At 66.8% G+C, this 15,298-nt stretch carries 19 protein-coding genes; 11 read left to right on the top strand and 8 right to left on the bottom strand.

The genetic code is table 11. The features are described 5' to 3' along the window. Nucleotides 1–278 precede the first annotated feature (278 nt). The 3 genes from ACQR3U_RS22880 to ACQR3U_RS22870 all read left to right on the top strand — a co-directional run bounded on the left by ACQR3U_RS22880 (nt 279) and on the right by ACQR3U_RS22870 (nt 1,679). Nucleotides 279–518 (top strand): hypothetical protein, encoded by a 240-nt coding sequence (locus ACQR3U_RS22880; RefSeq protein WP_230811529.1) that lies wholly within the window; start codon nt 279–281, stop codon nt 516–518. Between the two features lie 167 nt (nt 519–685). Then, the gene (locus ACQR3U_RS22875) at nt 686–1,234 is read left to right on the top strand and encodes a WD40 repeat domain-containing protein (protein ID WP_230811530.1); all 549 of its coding nucleotides are present in this window, start codon (nt 686–688) and stop codon (nt 1,232–1,234) included. A 121-nt stretch (nt 1,235–1,355) separates the two neighbouring features. Beyond that, nucleotides 1,356–1,679, top strand: coding sequence for a hypothetical protein (locus ACQR3U_RS22870; protein WP_230811531.1), 324 nt, complete (start codon nt 1,356–1,358; stop codon nt 1,677–1,679). Between the two features lie 82 nt (nt 1,680–1,761). Here ACQR3U_RS22870 and ACQR3U_RS22865 read toward each other — a convergent pair whose 3' ends face one another. Genes ACQR3U_RS22865 through ACQR3U_RS22855 form a run of 3 tightly spaced genes read right to left on the bottom strand, consistent with a single transcriptional unit; the run spans nt 1,762 to nt 4,102 of the window. Continuing rightward, on the bottom strand, nt 1,762–2,142 hold the full coding sequence (locus ACQR3U_RS22865; protein ID WP_006550806.1) for a DUF2752 domain-containing protein: 381 nt from the start codon (nt 2,140–2,142) through the stop codon (nt 1,762–1,764). Nucleotides 2,143–2,168: 26 nt separating this feature from the next. After that, complete coding sequence (locus ACQR3U_RS22860; protein ID WP_230811532.1) at nt 2,169–2,762, bottom strand: GNAT family N-acetyltransferase; 594 nt, start codon at nt 2,760–2,762, stop codon at nt 2,169–2,171. Further along, nucleotides 2,759–4,102, bottom strand: a complete 1,344-nt coding sequence (locus ACQR3U_RS22855) for a glycosyltransferase 87 family protein (protein WP_230811533.1) — start codon at nt 4,100–4,102, stop codon at nt 2,759–2,761. The genes ACQR3U_RS22860 and ACQR3U_RS22855 overlap by 4 nt, the downstream gene beginning before the upstream one ends. A 154-nt stretch (nt 4,103–4,256) precedes the next feature. On the opposite strand from ACQR3U_RS22855, the gene rpsF reads away from it, so the two are divergent. From rpsF to dnaB, 5 genes are all read left to right on the top strand, one after another. Next, nucleotides 4,257–4,544 (top strand): 30S ribosomal protein S6, encoded by a 288-nt coding sequence (gene rpsF / locus ACQR3U_RS22850; RefSeq protein ID WP_006550802.1) that lies wholly within the window; start codon nt 4,257–4,259, stop codon nt 4,542–4,544. Between the two features lie 64 nt (nt 4,545–4,608). Then, nucleotides 4,609–5,121 carry a single-stranded DNA-binding protein gene (locus ACQR3U_RS22845; protein WP_138845153.1) on the top strand — a complete coding sequence of 171 codons (513 nt, stop codon included), beginning with the start codon at nt 4,609–4,611 and terminating at the stop codon, nt 5,119–5,121. Nucleotides 5,122–5,162: 41 nt separating this feature from the next. Then, the gene (gene rpsR / locus ACQR3U_RS22840) at nt 5,163–5,405 is read left to right on the top strand and encodes a 30S ribosomal protein S18 (protein ID WP_006550800.1); all 243 of its coding nucleotides are present in this window, start codon (nt 5,163–5,165) and stop codon (nt 5,403–5,405) included. A 17-nt stretch (nt 5,406–5,422) separates the two neighbouring features. After that, nucleotides 5,423–5,878, top strand: a complete 456-nt coding sequence (gene rplI, locus ACQR3U_RS22835) for a 50S ribosomal protein L9 (RefSeq protein WP_006550799.1) — start codon at nt 5,423–5,425, stop codon at nt 5,876–5,878. A 469-nt stretch (nt 5,879–6,347) separates the two neighbouring features. Continuing rightward, complete coding sequence (dnaB, locus tag ACQR3U_RS22830) at nt 6,348–9,569, top strand: replicative DNA helicase (RefSeq protein WP_269066065.1); 3,222 nt, start codon at nt 6,348–6,350, stop codon at nt 9,567–9,569. Between the two features lie 75 nt (nt 9,570–9,644). On the opposite strand, the gene ACQR3U_RS22825 is transcribed toward dnaB, so the two are convergent. Further along, nucleotides 9,645–10,145 carry an ArsI/CadI family heavy metal resistance metalloenzyme gene (locus ACQR3U_RS22825; RefSeq protein WP_230811534.1) on the bottom strand — a complete coding sequence of 167 codons (501 nt, stop codon included), beginning with the start codon at nt 10,143–10,145 and terminating at the stop codon, nt 9,645–9,647. A gap of 93 nt (nt 10,146–10,238) precedes the next feature. Here ACQR3U_RS22825 and ACQR3U_RS22820 point away from each other — a divergent pair, with 93 nt between their 5' ends. Both ACQR3U_RS22820 and ACQR3U_RS22815 read left to right on the top strand, forming a co-directional pair. Next, nucleotides 10,239–10,598, top strand: a complete 360-nt coding sequence (locus ACQR3U_RS22820) for an Rv2640c family ArsR-like transcriptional regulator (RefSeq protein ID WP_006550795.1) — start codon at nt 10,239–10,241, stop codon at nt 10,596–10,598. Between the two features lie 48 nt (nt 10,599–10,646). Beyond that, nucleotides 10,647–11,321 carry a phosphoribosylanthranilate isomerase gene (locus tag ACQR3U_RS22815; protein WP_230811535.1) on the top strand — a complete coding sequence of 225 codons (675 nt, stop codon included), beginning with the start codon at nt 10,647–10,649 and terminating at the stop codon, nt 11,319–11,321. Here the strand turns inward: ACQR3U_RS22815 and ACQR3U_RS22810 are convergent. From ACQR3U_RS22810 to ACQR3U_RS22795, 4 genes are all read right to left on the bottom strand, one after another. Continuing rightward, a complete protein-coding gene (locus ACQR3U_RS22810) occupies nt 11,275–12,225 on the bottom strand; it encodes a DUF808 domain-containing protein (RefSeq protein ID WP_230811538.1) in 951 nt (316 codons plus the stop codon). The two genes, ACQR3U_RS22815 and ACQR3U_RS22810, sit on opposite strands and share 47 nt — an antisense overlap. Nucleotides 12,226–12,430: 205 nt before the next feature. Beyond that, on the bottom strand, nt 12,431–12,838 hold the full coding sequence (locus tag ACQR3U_RS22805; protein ID WP_019290558.1) for an arsenate reductase ArsC: 408 nt from the start codon (nt 12,836–12,838) through the stop codon (nt 12,431–12,433). Beyond that, entirely contained in the window at nt 12,835–13,914 is a 1,080-nt protein-coding gene (gene arsB / locus ACQR3U_RS22800; protein WP_269572372.1) for an ACR3 family arsenite efflux transporter, read from the bottom strand. The genes ACQR3U_RS22805 and arsB overlap by 4 nt, the downstream gene beginning before the upstream one ends. After that, nucleotides 13,911–14,270 (bottom strand): ArsR/SmtB family transcription factor, encoded by a 360-nt coding sequence (locus tag ACQR3U_RS22795; RefSeq protein WP_064060724.1) that lies wholly within the window; start codon nt 14,268–14,270, stop codon nt 13,911–13,913. The genes arsB and ACQR3U_RS22795 overlap by 4 nt, the downstream gene beginning before the upstream one ends. Before the next feature lie 81 nt (nt 14,271–14,351). Between ACQR3U_RS22795 and ACQR3U_RS22790 the strand changes: the two genes are divergently transcribed. Continuing rightward, nucleotides 14,352–15,110 carry an IclR family transcriptional regulator gene (locus tag ACQR3U_RS22790; protein ID WP_230811536.1) on the top strand — a complete coding sequence of 253 codons (759 nt, stop codon included), beginning with the start codon at nt 14,352–14,354 and terminating at the stop codon, nt 15,108–15,110. Nucleotides 15,111–15,298 lie beyond the last annotated feature (188 nt).

Genomic DNA, 15,298 nt, shown 5'->3' with positions numbered 1-15,298 from the left:
AACCAACCCGGGCACCGGCCCGGCTACCCTCGACTCAGCACACCCGGACATGGGGAATTCCATGACGGAAACCCCTGGGGAATTACGCGACGGTCGACACTCACGGCGAACCGCCTCTCGGCTGACGAAGAGTCTGGAGAACCGGTGCGAATGCGCCATCCCGAATCCTCGTCGCCGTCGGCGCCAAGACCTACGCCCGCGCGTGATCCCGTACGAGATCCGTGCAGTCATACATCGCTGAACTGCGGAAACGCAGATTCTTCCCGAGGGAACCGTAGATGACGGAAACAACCGTGGAGGCGGCCGATCCGACCTCTATCACCTCCCGGACCGAGTTCGGCCGGGCCCTGACCGCCCTGCGAACCCGAGCAGGACTGTCGATCCGCGATGTCGTCGACGCGTCCGGCGCATTACACGGTACGGTCGCCGGATGGTTCTCCGGACAGCACCTGCCGACCCGCGCCAGCGAGCCGGCCTTCCGTACCGTGCGGTCGCCGGGCAGTGGCCGAGGGGGGTGATCCTCGTCGTCGTCCTCGGACTCCGGGCCGACTTTACGGGCACGCCGCACGGGAACCGCAACTCGCACCGATCCTGGAGTCCGGGCCCGTCCTCGTCGGTCCCATGTCGGCGGCCGAACTCGAATCCGATCTCGCTCCCCGCGCGTCGTGGAGGACGGTCGAATGCTTTGCCGCTGTGGGACATCGTCGATCCCGGTGCGGCGGTGGAACTGCCGTCCCTGAGCCCACCCGTCGAGGATCGGTTCAGCGGTGCCGCGGCACTGTCGAAGACCGGATCGCTCGCTGCAGCAGGAATATCCGTCGGGTCCGTGCACCTGTGGGATGTCGCGGACCCTGCCGTCCCACGCGAACTGGCGCGGATCACCGGGCGGGCGGACGCGGTGTACTCGCTGCACTTCTCCCCCGGCGGGGATCGTCTCACGGCCGGCGTCGGCGACGGGGCGGCGTGGATCTGGGACGTCACCCGACCGGACTCCCACACCACCCACGCGGTGCTCACCGCCTACGGAAGCCGGGTCTACGACGCCACCTTCGCGCACGACGGAGCGGTGCTCGTCGGAGGTGGTCCCGACCGTTCCGTACGGCTGTGGCAACTCGATCCCGAGTCCGTCGCGGCGACACTGTGTTCCACCGTCGGCACTCCGGTGACCGAGGACGAATGGGAACGGCACCTGCCGGGTGCTCCCTTCCGGCCGCCGTGCGGCGACACGGCGTGAATTTGAATGGCCGGAAGATGTTCCGACCGAGACAGATTCATCCGATTGCAGGATACGCACAGGCCTCGCGGTGTGGGAACGTCCTGGTGGGGGATTCAACGCATCGATCATCGGAGGAAGCATGTCTCGTATTCGCAGGTCGGGTCTGCGCGCGGTTCTGGCGGCGGTCACGGTGGCGGCGGTCGCATTCGGTGCGCCCGTTGCCGCTTCGGCCGCTCCCACCGGCAGTGCCGGCAGCAACGATCTGCCCGGCAGCGTGTCCGAACTGCCCGGCAGCGTGGTGGATCTGGGTGGACGGGCGATCGATCTGGGCAGTGCGATCCTGGGCAACGGATCATCGCTGCCGACGACCCAGCAGTGCAACCAGTCGCGGCAGTCGGGAGGGGAAGGTGTCACCGGCACCTACCACGAGGTGGGTCGCAGTGGTGAATGTGCCGGCAGGTAGCGCATCCTCGATTCTCGTCCGAGTGACCGGGGATCCCGGGACGGACTGGGACTACCTGGTCAACTGACCGATCCTCTGACGGTCAGATCCGTAGGGCGGTGAACGGCGCGACCGGGATGTTGCGCACGACGAACCACATCGCCGTCAGGATCAGCACGAGGTGCGGGGGCCACCGGTATCGCGTCCACCGCGGCATCGGTGTGCCCCGCGCCCTGCTCCACGTCCACAGACCGAAGGACACGGTGAGCACGGCCAGCGCGACGAGACCGAGGGCGTTGTAGTGCAATGCTGCCGGCACGTCGAGATGGACGAGCGAATACAACATCCGCGACGAACCGCAGCCGGGACACAGGATTCCGAACAGTGAGTAGGTGGGGCACGGCGGAATGACCCCGCCCGGCGTGGTCGGGTCGGCCCACGCCACCGCGGCGCACACCGCGACCGCACCCACGGCGATCGCCATGGGGGCTGCGAGCGCGCGCCTCGTCCTCATCGCACCGTGTGCTCCTCGAGCCGGGCGCGTACCCCGGGCCACTCGTCGTCGGTGAGGGAGAACAGCGCGGTGGTCCGCCAGCTGCCGTCGCGGCGCCTGCGGTGCTTGCGGAGCAGGCCCTCCTCGGTGGCGCCGAGCCGGCGCAGGGCGTCGCGCGAACGGGTGTTGCGTTCGTCGGCGTGCCAGGTCACGCGCACGGCCCCGAGGTCGTCGAAGGCGCGCTGCAGCAGAAGCAGTTTCGACTCGCTGTTCACGTGGGTCCGCTGCACCCGGGTCGACAGCCAGGTGTAGCCGATCACCAGTGTGCGGTGGGCCGGTTCGAGGAGGTAGTAGGACGTCGACCCCAGCACCTCGCCGGTCGCCCTGTCGACGATTGCGTAGGGCAGCCGGAGCCGGGACGGATCGGCCACGGCCTCGCGCACGAACGTGCGCGCGTCGTCGAGGTCGCGGATCACAAGGTGTGCCCAGGCGAAGATCGTGTCGGGATCGTCGGCGGCCTTCAGCAGACCTTCGACGTGCGCGTCGGCGAGGGGCTCGAGTCGGATACGAGGGCCCTCGAGGACGGGATGTTCCATCCAGTTATCGTTCATTGCGCTCTCCCGGTCGTCGTCGGACGGCGAGCGTAGCCCGTCCGTTCCGTCTGCTGCCACGGAGTTCTGGGCGGGACGCGCAGGAAGACGAAGAACAGCACGACCAGCAGGACCGCGCGTCCCCACACTCCGATGTGGACGAGCGTGAGCGGCAGGGCCATGTCCGTTTCGCCGGCGGTCGCGGCGAACCACCGGAAGATGCCGATGCCGATGGCGAGATCGGCGAGCAGATAGGCGGCGACGAGACCCCATGGCACGCGCAGCAGAATCAACATCGGCAGCAGCCACAACGTGTACTGCGGTGAGTGCACCTTGTGGAAGAGCATGAACCCGCACAGCATCGCGGCCCCGGTACCGAGCCACGGATAGACGCCGTCGCGGAGGTATCGGCGCCATCCGAGCCACAGGGCGAGCGCGAACGACAGCGCGATCAGCGTCGGCGACAACTGGGCCACCAGCTCGTTGTACTGGGGGGTGTTCTCGTATTCCTGGTAGCCGCCCATCAGCGGCCGCAGACCCCAGTACCAGATGGAGTTGCTGGTCCCGTCCGCTTCCCGGTTCTGCTGGAAGGCGAACGACGCCCGCCAGCCCTCGTAGCCGAGGATCGCGAAGGGCAGGTTGATCGCGGCGACCGTCGCTGCCGCCGTGCCCGCGACGGCGAGGGCGCCGGGGACGTCCCGCTTCCGATCGGGTGAGCTCCCGCCGGTGAGAACATAGGCCATGAGCGGCAGAACGAAGATGCCCGGATAGAGCTTGAGGCAGAAGCCCACGCCCAGCAGCACTGCCGCGACCACTCCGCGAGTCCGCAGCGGCCAGCGTTCGATCGGCAGCACCGCGACGGCGGTGACGGTGACCGCCACGACCGGCAGGTCCCAGTTGAGGAAGGCGTAGAGCACGAGCGGCGGCGTGAGCGACCACAACAGCGCGGCCCATCCGGCCATCCGGGCGAGCAACCACGCGGTGACCAGCCCGAAGGGGGCGAGCAACAACGCCGACTGCAGGAGGAACTCCGCATCGGTGTGGGCACCGATGGCCCCGATCCACATGAGCACCCCGCTGAGCACGGGGTACTCGACGGTGCCCCCGGTCAGCGCTCCCGACGAGGTGATGCCCCCGTCGACGAAGGGGAAGACGTGGAGGTTGATGCCGCGGCCGATCCACAACTGCTGGATGTCGGAATAGCAGACGTCGGCGTCCTTGATGTCCTCGAACCGCAGCGTGCGGCCCTCGGCGTCGAAGGTGGGGCCGGCGCACCGGGCCTTGTTCAGGTAGCCGAACCACATCATCACCGCGCACGTCAGGACGGCGACGAGCGAGATGGTCCCGGAGCTCGTGCGCATGTCCTCACCCTAGGACAAATCCCCTGCCCGCGACGGTCGGCGATTTCGCTGGTCGCCGGGCCGTCGTGTACCCTTCATGGGTTGCTGACGCAACGACCCTCCTGTCACGGAACGTCCGTGACCGTTCACAGTCCATAGGAGGTGATGAGGTCTTATGCGTCATTACGAATTGATGATCATCCTGGACCCCAGCCTGGACGAGCGCACTGTCGCTCCCTCGCTGGAGACGTTCCTCAACGTCATTCGCCAGGAAGGCGGCAAGGTCGACAAGGTCGACGTGTGGGGTAAGCGCCGTCTCGCCTACGAGATCGCCAAGAACAGCGAAGGCATCTACGCGGTGATCGACATCAGCGCGACGCCTGCTGCCGTTGCAGAGCTGGATCGCCAGCTCGGCCTGAACGAGTCGGTGCTCCGCACCAAGGTTCTGCGCCACGGCAAGTGAGCCTGTCGGCGCCGGGCCGTAGGCTCTGGCGCATCAGGACTCCCCACACTGCAGGAGGAACCACATGGCAGGCGACACCGTCATCACCGTGGTCGGCAATCTGACCGCCGACCCCGAACTGCGTTTCACCCCCGCGGGTGCTGCGGTTGCGAACTTCACCGTTGCATCCACGCCCCGCGTGTTCGACCGTCAGTCCAACGAATGGAAGGACGGCGAGGCTCTGTTCCTGCGCTGCAACATCTGGCGTGAGGCAGCGGAGAACGTGGCCGAGAGCTTGACTCGCGGCTCGCGTGTGATCGTGCAGGGCCGGCTCAAGCAGCGCAGCTACGAGACGCGTGAAGGCGAGAAGCGCACTGTCGTGGAGCTCGAGGTCGACGAGATCGGCCCCTCGCTCCGTTACGCCACGGCCAAGGTCACCAAGGCCGGTCGCGGTGGCGGAGGCTTCGGTGGTTCCTCCGGTGGATCGGGCGGTGGCCGTCCCGCTCAGAACACGAACGTCGGCGGAGACGACCCGTGGGGCGACGCCCCGCAGTCGGGTTCCTTCGGTGGTTCCGGGGACGACGAGCCTCCGTTCTGATCCGACCTCGATCGGAACATCCAAAATTACGGAGAACGACCATGCCTAAGTCGCCCGCGCGCGAGAAGGTTTTGAAGAAGAAGGTCTGCACCTTCTGCAAGGAAAAGAACGTGCAGATCGATTACAAGGACACGACGCTGCTGCGCAAGTACGTCAGCGATCGCGGCAAGATCCGCGCTCGCCGCGTCACCGGCAACTGCGTGCAGCACCAGCGCGACGTCGCTGTTGCTGTCAAGAACTCTCGTGAGGTGGCTCTGCTCCCTTACGTCTCGACGACTCGCTGAGGAAAGGGAGGGACACGATGAAGCTCATCCTTACTGCTGACGTGGACAACCTCGGTGCGCCTGGCGACACCGTTGAGGTCAAGGACGGCTACGGCCGCAACTACCTGCTGCCCCGCGGCCTGGCGATCGTCGCCACCCGTGGTGCCCAGAAGCAGGTCGAGGGCATCCGCCGTGCCCAGGAGGCTCGCGCCGTGCGCGGCCTCGAGCACGCTCAGGAGCTCAAGGCCGCCATCGAGGGCCTCGAGGACGTTTCGCTGAGCGTCAAGACCTCGAGCGACTCGGGCAAGCTGTTCGGCTCGGTCACCGCTGCCGATGTCGCCGGTGCTCTCAAGGCTGCCGGTGGCCCGGTTGTCGACAAGCGCATCATCGAGCTGCCCAAGGCCCACATCAAGGCGACCGGCAAGCACCAGATCGTCGTGAAGCTGCACCCGGATGTCACCGCGAAGTTCACGCTGAACGTCGTGGCTGCCTGATTCCGGCCCCTCGAGGAGCCCCGCGCCTGGTCGGCGTGGGGCTCCTCGTCGTCTGTGCACAGCCTGTGGATAAACCGGGGGGTAAACCACACCGTTGTGACTCCTCGGAATGTCGTTCGGGGAACGAATGGGTGAACACGCCCGGCCCTCCGACACGCCGAAATTCTTCTTCTCCACACGTGTGAACAGACATTTTTCTGCTCCTACCTGCAGTTATGAGAGATGTGAGATGTGTTGTCCCCAGGTTGTGCACATCCGGTACACAAGGCTGTCCTCCTGTTTCCACAATTCATCCCCAACTGTGTGCACAACCCGAGTTGTGGAGGGTCACCCGGATCCCTAACGTCGGGCGCGCGACTCCACACACAGGATGTCGGTAGGGGCGAGTAGAACCGGACACGAAACCCCGGGTACCGACACCGGGAGTGCGTGCAGGTATCCGCCGGAGCACAGCGCGCCGGACGGGGACATGTGGAGGAAGGCAGGCACTGCAGTGGCCGTCGTTGACGATCGTGGAAATCCCGAATATTCGGGACCTCCCGAGGAACCGAGTGGAGACTTCGGTCGACAGCCCCCTCAGGATCTCGTGGCCGAGCAGTCCGTGCTCGGTGGCATGCTGCTGAGCAAGGACGCCATCGCCGACGTCCTCGAAGTGCTGAGGCCCGGCGACTTCTACCGTCCGGCCCACCAAGCCGTGTACGACGCGATCCTCGATCTCTACAGCCGTGGCGAACCCGCCGACCCGGTCACCGTGTCGGCCGAGCTCGACCGGCGCGGCGAACTCAAGCGTCTCGGCGGAGCCGCCTATCTCGTCACGCTCACCCAGACCGTCCCCACCGCGGCCAATGCCGGCTACTATGCCGAGATCGTCGCCGAGAAGGCCGTCCTGCGTCGCCTCGTCGAGGCGGGCACGCGCATCGTCCAGTACGGCTACGCCGGCGCCGACGGCCAGGACGTCGCCGAGATCGTCGACCGCGCGCAGGCGGAAGTCTTCGAGGTCGCCGAACGACGCACCACCGAAGACTTCGTGCCGCTCGAAGAACTCCTGCAGCCCACGATGGACGAGATCGACTCCATCGCCAGCCGCGGCGGTATCTCCCTCGGCGTGCCCACCGGCTTCGCCGAACTCGACGAGCTCACCAACGGGCTGCACGCCGGCCAGATGATCATCGTCGCCGCGCGTCCCGGTGTGGGTAAGGCCCTCGCGCTCGACACTCCCCTGCCCACCCCCACCGGCTGGACCACGATGGGCGAGGTCGGTGTGGGCGACGAACTCCTCGGCGCCGACGGCCGCCCCGTACGCGTCCTCGCCGCCACCGAGGTCATGCACGGCCGGCCGTGCTTCGACGTCGTGTTCTCCGATGGCACCGTGATCGTCGCCGACGAGCAGCACCAGTGGCGCACCGGCGACGGCGCGATCCGCACCACGGGCGAACTCGCCGCCACCGCCGACGCCAGGCACACCGTCGCGAACACCGAGGCACTGTCGTTCCCGGCAACAGAGCTGCCCGTCTCCCCCTTCACGCTCGGTGCGTGGCTCGGCGGCCCGTCGTCCGATCCCGAACTGCACATGCGTATCGACGGCGAAGGTGGTTTCACGAGCGCCCTCGTCGCGCTCGGCGCCCACATCCCCGCCGAATACCAGCGGGCATCCGAACCGCAGCGTCGCGAACTCCTCGCGGGTCTGCTCGACGCCGGTGGAGAGATCGACGACGGCACCATCCGGTTCGTCGGCCCGTCCGAGCGTCTGGCGCAGGGCGTCGCCGAACTCCTGTCGGGCCTCGGTTACGCGCCGGTGCTCGACGGCACCGAGATCTCCTTCACCACCGACGACGACGTCTTCGTCCTGCCCAGCAAGGCCGTGCGGCACAAGGAATGCCGCGCCACCATGCCGCGCGAGCGCCGCATCGTCGCCGTCCGCCCGGTTCCCTCGGTCCCGGTGCGGTGCGTCGAGGTCGACGGCGACCACATGTACCTCGCGGGTCGCGCGATGGTGCCCACACACAACTCCACGCTGAGCATGGACTTCATGCGGTCGTGCTCCATCAAGCACGGCATGGCGTCGGTCATCTTCTCGCTCGAGATGGGCAAGACCGAGATCGTCATGCGTCTGCTGTCCGCGGAGGCGAAGATCAAGCTCGGCGACATGCGATCCGGACGCATGACCGACGACGACTGGACGCGTCTCGCCCGCCGCATGAGCGAGATCAGCGAAGCGCCGTTGTTCATCGACGACTCACCGAACCTCACGATGATGGAGATCCGCGCAAAAGCGCGGCGGCTCAAGCAGAAACACGACATCCGTCTCATCGTCATCGACTACCTGCAGCTCATGTCGTCCGGCAAGAAGGTCGAGTCGCGTCAGCAGGAGGTCTCCGAATTCTCGCGTAGCCTCAAGCTTCTCGCGAAGGAACTCGAGGTTCCGGTCGTCGCGGTGTGTCAGCTCAACCGTGGTCCCGAGCAGCGCACCGACAAGCGGCCGCAGGTCTCCGACCTCCGTGAGTCGGGCTGCCTGCCGGCGTCCACGCGCATCATGCGCGCCGACACCGGCGCCGAAGTCACGCTCGGCGAGCTGCTCGAGTCGGGTGAACAGCCCCTCGTGTGGTCGCTCGACGAACGCATGCGGATGGTCGTCCGGCCGATGGTGAAGGTCTTCCCCAGCGGCCGTAAGGAAGTCTTCCGGTTGGAGCTGGCCTCGGGGCGTCGTGTCGAAGCCACCGCGAACCATCCCTTCCTCACCATCGACGGCTGGATGCCGTTGGGCGAGTTGGTCGCCGGTGAGCGTGTCGCAGTGCCGCGTGCGGTGCCCGCACCCCTCGACGTGATACCCGCATCCGACGACGAGGTGGCCGTTCTCGCGGACACTGCCGTGGCCGGCCGACTGATCCCCACCCGCGCGTTCTCGCTCCCCAAGGAGCAGGTCGCCGAGCTCGTCTGCCACATCTGGGAAGACAGCGGTGAGGTCGCATGGGACGCAGGCGCTGCCCGCGCCGTAGTCCGCTACCGGTCGGCGGAGCGTCGTCTGGCCGACGACCTCGCGCGCCTGCTCCTGCGCATCGGCGTGTTCGCGCGGATCACCGATGCCGTCGAGGGCTGGGACCTCACTGTCACCGGGGCGGAGAACCAGGCGGTCTTCCTCCACGACGTGGGCAAGCACGGAACCGCGGCGCAGTGGGTCCTGGCGCAGCTCGGACCGAAGGTCGTCAAGCACAGCCCCGACACCGTCACCCCCGAGATCGAAGCGGAGCTCGGCGAATTGCTCGCCGTCGAACAGCTCGCTCCGATCGGACCGGTCGCGTCCGCCACCCCGCGCACCACCGAGGGTGCACGCTCGCGGCTCGCCCGGGTCGCCGATGTCCTCGACACGGCCGACATCGACATGGTCGCCACCAACAACGTGTTCTGGGACGAGATCGTCTCCGTCACGAGTCTCGGCGAGCAGGACGTCTACGACGGAACGGTGCCCGGCACACACAATTTCGTCGCCGACGGCATCGCGGTGCACAACAGCCTCGAGCAGGACGCCGACATGGTCATCCTGCTGCACCGCCCCGACGCCTTCGAGCGCGACGACCCGCGTGGTGGCGAGGCCGACCTCATCGTCGGCAAGCACCGTAACGGCCCGACCGCGACCATCACCGTTGCCCACCAGCTGCACCTGTCGCGGTTCGTGGACATGGCGCGAGGCTGATACGAGTCGTCGCCCCGCCCGGCGGCGAGGCGACAGATCTCGTCCCGGTTCCGTGATATTCGTAGCGAAAGGCGGTCAGCAGCAGGAGGTTACGCCGGTTTTCGGCGTGGAGTCGTCGTCCTGCTGCTCGTCCGGGGCACCGGTCGTGCAGCATGTTCCGCCGCTGGCTTCCTGCGTGCCGTCGAGATGCTGCGGGCTCGACCCGAAGGTGGCCGAATCCGCCAGGACGGTGTACACCTCCCACTTCTCCCCTGCCGGACCCGTCACCCACGCCTTGTCTTGCGTGGCGTAGCAACAGGTCGTGCCCATCTCCTCGTCGGCGAACAGGCCCGCCTCGGTCAATCGGGCGATCTCGGTGTGCACCTTCTCGGACGAGTCGACCTCGACCCCGAGATGGTTGATCGTGCCGCCCTTGCCCGGGTTCTCGAACAGCACCAGCTTCAACGGCGGATCGGCGATCGCGAAGTTGGCGTAGCCCGGTTCGAGCTTGGCCGGTTCGGTGCCGAACAGTGTCGAGTAGAAGGCGACCGCTTCGGGCAGGTCGTCGACGTCGAGGGCGAACTGGATGCGTGACATGACTGCCTCCACCTGTGTGACATATATCGAATTACCGCCCACAGGATGCTCCTGTACTTCGACATATGTCAAGAAGGTGGTTAGGCTCGAATCATGCCGAAAGCGCTGCCCGTGATCGATGTCCGCGCCCCGATCTGCTGCGCGCCGGTATCGGCTGCGCCGATGCGCGACGACGCCGCCCTCGAGGTCGCGTTGCGGTTGAAGGCCCTGGCCGATCCGGTGCGCATCAAACTCGTGTCGATCCTGCTCACCGCCGACGAAGGTGCGGTGTGCACGTGCGATCTTGCCGCCGGTGTGGATCTGGCGGAATCCACGGTGAGTCATCACCTCGGACAACTACGCAAGGCGGGCATGGTCGAATCCGAGCGACGCGGGATGAACGTCTATCACCGTGCCCGCGCCGAGTCCCTCGAGGCGCTCAGGGTCGTCCTGGATCCGAACTGCTGCCGCTGACGGTCGCACACATATCCTCGAGGTGGAGAAGCGGCGAGGAAGGTAGTGATGACGTTCATCAAGATGTGCGGACTGCAGGACGAGGCGACGGTCGATCTCGCCGTCGAACTGGGCGTCGACGCGGTCGGTTTCGTTCTCGTGAAGAGCCCTCGTCGCATCTCCCCGGATCGGGCCGCGACGCTCCGCACCCGCGTGCCGGCGGGAACACTCGCCGTCGGCGTCTATGTGAATGCGTCCCTCGACGAGATCGTCACGACGGCCCGAGCCGCGAATCTCGATCACGTCCAGGTGCACGACCTGCGGTCGGCCGACGACGTGCGCGTGCTGCACGACGCGGGATTCACGGTGATCCGCGCGATCAACACCGGAGGAGCCGAGGCGCTGTCGGAGGACTTCGGCGCCGACCTGTTGCTCGTCGACGGCGCAGTCGCCGGTGCCGGGAAGACGTGGGACTGGCAGGACCGCAGTGCCTTGCCGTCCGGCCGGTGGGTCCTTGCGGGCGGGCTGAACCCCGACAACGTGGAGAGGGCACTTTCCACGTCCGGGGCGTGGGGTGTCGACGTCTCCAGCGGCATCGAGGCCGAACGCGGCGTCAAGGATCCGGGTCTCATGCGGGCGTTCGCGCAGGCGGTCCGGAGAAACGCCCCGAGTGACCCGTCCGGGGGATCCGGCGGCGTCAGTGCGCGGCGTCGGCCCTCTTACGCCGCGGGATCAGGTGCATGATCAGCACGACGATCGCACCCACGATCAGGCCCACCAGAGCGGATGTCACGGTCCCCGCGGTCCACGACAGCACGCCGCCGAATCCGCCGTGCACGAGCTCGCCGAACCAGTGCTCGAGGTCGTGCAGACGATCGGCAGGCCAATGGAATCCGGCCTCGCCGACATTGACGAGCAGGATGTGCCCACCGACCCACAGCATGGCGGCGATCCCGACCACGGTGAGAACGGTCATCAGCTTCGGCATCGCCTTCACGAGACCGCGACCGACGCGCTGAGCGAAAGTGGACTTCCGTTTCGCGAGCGCCAGGCCGACGTCGTCCATCTTCACGATCAGGGCGACCACGCCGTACACCAGGACGGTGATGAGGACGGCGACGACGATGAGGACGAGCAGGCGAGTCAGGAAGGGTTCGTCCTCGACCGAGGCCAGCGAGATCACCATGATCTCGGCGGACAGGATCAGGTCGGTGCGGATCGCCCCGCCGATCATGGACTTCTCGAACTCGGGGCCCTTCTCCGCTGCGGTGGCCTCTTTTTCGTGGTGTCCGCCGGTGAGCGCTTCGTAGACCTTCTCGGCGCCCTCGTAGCAGAGGAACAGACCGCCGGCGATGAGCAGATACGGCAGGGCCTGCGGGAGGAACTGACTCAGGATCATCGCGACCGGCAGGATGATCAGAAGCTTGTTGCGGATCGACCCGATCGCGATCTTGCGGATGATCGGCAGTTCGCGATCGGGGGTGAACCCGTGCACGTAGCGGGGGGTGACGGCCGTGTCGTCGACGACCACGCCCGCTGCCTTGACGCTCGCCCTGCCGGCTGCGGCGCCGATGTCGTCTATGGATGCCGCGGCTGCCTTCGCAAGTACCGCGACGTCGTCCAGAAGGGCGACGAGACCACCAGCCACGGGAACCTCCCACAGTTCGGCTGCACCGAGCCGATCGACCGACACGCGATTACGAGTCGTCTCAGAACGCTACCGGACCTGCGATGACGTGCAACGCGGGGTCCGGAGCAGGTCGGGGACGACGTGCGTCCACACCGAGCGCCCTACATGGGCGCCCAGCGTGACAGACCTGTGGGTACCCGGTGGATGCGGTTACCGAACTCGATCATGCCGGTGGCGTCAGTTCGGCGATCAACGCCTCGACCTTCGCCCGGATCTCGTCACGGATCGGACGCACGGCGTCGAGCCCTCGCCCGGCCGGGTCGTCGAGCACCCAGTCCCGGTAGGACGTACCGGGGAATACCGGGCAGGTGTCGCCGCACCCCATCGTGATCACGACGTCGGAGGTCTGCACGGCGTCGGCGGTGAGGATCTTCGGGTTCTCGCCGGAGATGTCGATTCCGACCTCGGCCATCGCCGCGACCGCAGCAGGGTTCACCTCCTCGGCGGGTGCGGACCCGGCGGAACGGACTGTGATGCGATCCCCTGCGAGGCGACTCAGGAACCCGGCGGCCATCTGGGACCGTCCGGCATTGTGCACGCACACGAACAACACGGACGGAACGGCGGTCACGACGCACCTCCGGCACGGGCGACGAAACGGGTGCGCAGGGCCAGAGCGACGTACACGAGTGCGACGAGGACGGGCACTTCGATGAGGGGGCCGACGACTCCCGCCAGTGCCTGTCCGGACGCGACCCCGAACGTGCCGATCGCGACGGCGATGGCGAGTTCGAAGTTGTTGCCCGCGGCGGTGAAGGCGAGTGTGGTGGTGCGTTCGTAGCCGAGTCCTACTGCAGCGCCGAAGAGATACCCGCTCCCCCACATGATCGCGAAGTACGCCAGCAGGGGCAGCGCTATGCGTACGACGTCGAGTGGTCGCGAGGTGATCTGTTCACCCTGCAGCGCGAACAGGACCACGATGGTGAACAGCAGTCCGTACAGCGCCCACGGTCCGATGCGCGGCAGGAAGGTCTGCTCGTACCAGCTGCGGCCCTTCGCCTTCTCGCCGAATCGACGAGTGAGGAAACCGGCGACGAGCGGGATCCCGAGGAAGATCAGCACGGATTTCGCGATCTCCCACGGGGAGACGTCGAGACCGGTCTGCTCGAGGCCGAGCCATCCGGGCAGCACCGACAGGTAGAACCAGCCGAGAGCGGCGAACATGATCACCTGGAAGACCGAGTTGATCGCGACCAGCACGGCTGCGGCTTCCCGGTCGCCGCACGCGAGGTCGTTCCAGATGATCGCCATCGCGATGCAGCGCGCGAGGCCGACGATGATCAGACCGGTGCGGTATTCGGGCAGATCCGGCAACATCAGCCACGCGAGCGCGAACATCAGTGCGGGACCGACGATCCAGTTGAGGATCAGCGACGAGATCAACAGGGTGCGGTCGCCGGTGACCGTGTCGAGACGGTCGTAGCGCACCTTCGCCAGCACCGGGTACATCATGATCAGCAAGCCGAGGGCGATCGGCAGCGAGATCCCGTCGATCTCGATGAAACCCAAGGCTTCTCCGAGTCCGGGAATCATGCGGCCGAGCAGCAGGCCGACGACGATGGCGGTGCCGATCCACACGGGAAGGAAGCGGTCGAGTGTCGACATCCTGCCCATCACGGGAGTGTCCACCGCAGTTCGCTCACTCATGCGGGTACCTCGGTCGGCTCGATCCCGAGTACATCGGAGAGTTGCCGTAGTGCAGCCGGAACCACCCGGTAGTACACCCAGGTGCCGCGACGCTCGCACTCGAGCAGGGCTGCCTCGCGCAGAACTCTGAGGTGGTGCGAGATCGTCGGTTGGGACAGATCGAACGATCCCGAGATGTCGCATACGCACGCCTCACCGCCGGCATGGCTCGCGACGAGCGACAGCAACCGCAGACGCACCGGATCGCCGAGGGCCTTGAACATCCGGGCGAGGTCGACGGCGCGATCGCCCGTCAGGGGTTGGCGCACGAGCGGAGAGCAGCAGGCGTCGTCACCCGCGAGATCTTGATTCGACACACGTCTATATTGCCAGATGTCGAATCTAGGGACGGATCCGGATGGTGAAGCTGCCCGGATCGGACACGGAACAATGGCGGCATGGCCAACTCGCCGTCCGGTGACTCGATGCTCGACCGCGTCGTCCGCATCCTCGAGTCGTTCGACGACACCCAACCCCGCCTGACGGTCGGGAGTCTCGCCCGCAGGTCCGGCATCCCGCAGGCCACGACCTACCGGCTCGTCGGCGAGCTGGTGCAACACGGTCTGCTCACCCGGGACGACGACGGCCGGGTACGGCTCGGTCTGCGCCTGTGGGAACTCGTCGCGCGCAGTGCACCCGCGCGCGATCTGCGGGAGTCGGCGCTGCCCTTTCTGCAGGACGTGCAGTCGGTGGTGCACCAGCACACCCAGCTCGCGGCCCTGCAGGACGACGAGGTCCTCGTCCTCGAACGGCTGTCGGCGTCCGATTCGGTGGTCAACCAGGCCTCGGTCGCGCGTCGGCTCCCCGTCCACGACACGTCGCTGGGCATGTCGATGCTCGCGTTCTCACCTGCGGAGGTGCAGGAAACCTATCGGCGACGACATTCCGAGGTGGAGAAGCGTTTCGCTGCGACGACGAGAGATTTCCGTCGCGCGCTCGCGGAGGTCCGCCGGCGGGGTTATGCGCGCTTCGACGGTGTGCTCGACGAGGGCACCACGGGCATCGCGGTGCCCGTCCTCGCGCGGTCGGGTCATGCTCTGGCGGCGCTCGGCGTGGTGGTGCCCACCGGTGCGTCCCGGCAACAGGCCGTCGTGCCCGTCCTCATGGCCGCTGCCCGCGGCATCGCGCGCGGAGTCGGCGAGCGTCCCCCGGACTGACCAGGTCGTTTTCTCATTGAACGAGAAGTCGACGTGTGCGGTGGGAGAGGCGCACGACACTCGACGGGACGCGAATCGGATATGCGCAGCGAAGGACTCTCAATGACTGTGTCAAGCAACAGCAGCGGCCGGAGCCGGGTTGTCGATGCTGAATTCTCGGCCGTCACGCAACAACGCCCACAGAACAT

Origin of the sequence: Rhodococcus sp. IEGM1339 (assembly GCF_050321925.1) — a bacterium.
GTDB classification, from domain to species: Bacteria; Actinomycetota; Actinomycetes; order Mycobacteriales; family Mycobacteriaceae; genus Rhodococcus; species Rhodococcus pyridinivorans.
This window is presented reverse-complemented; position numbering and strand designations above follow the sequence as displayed.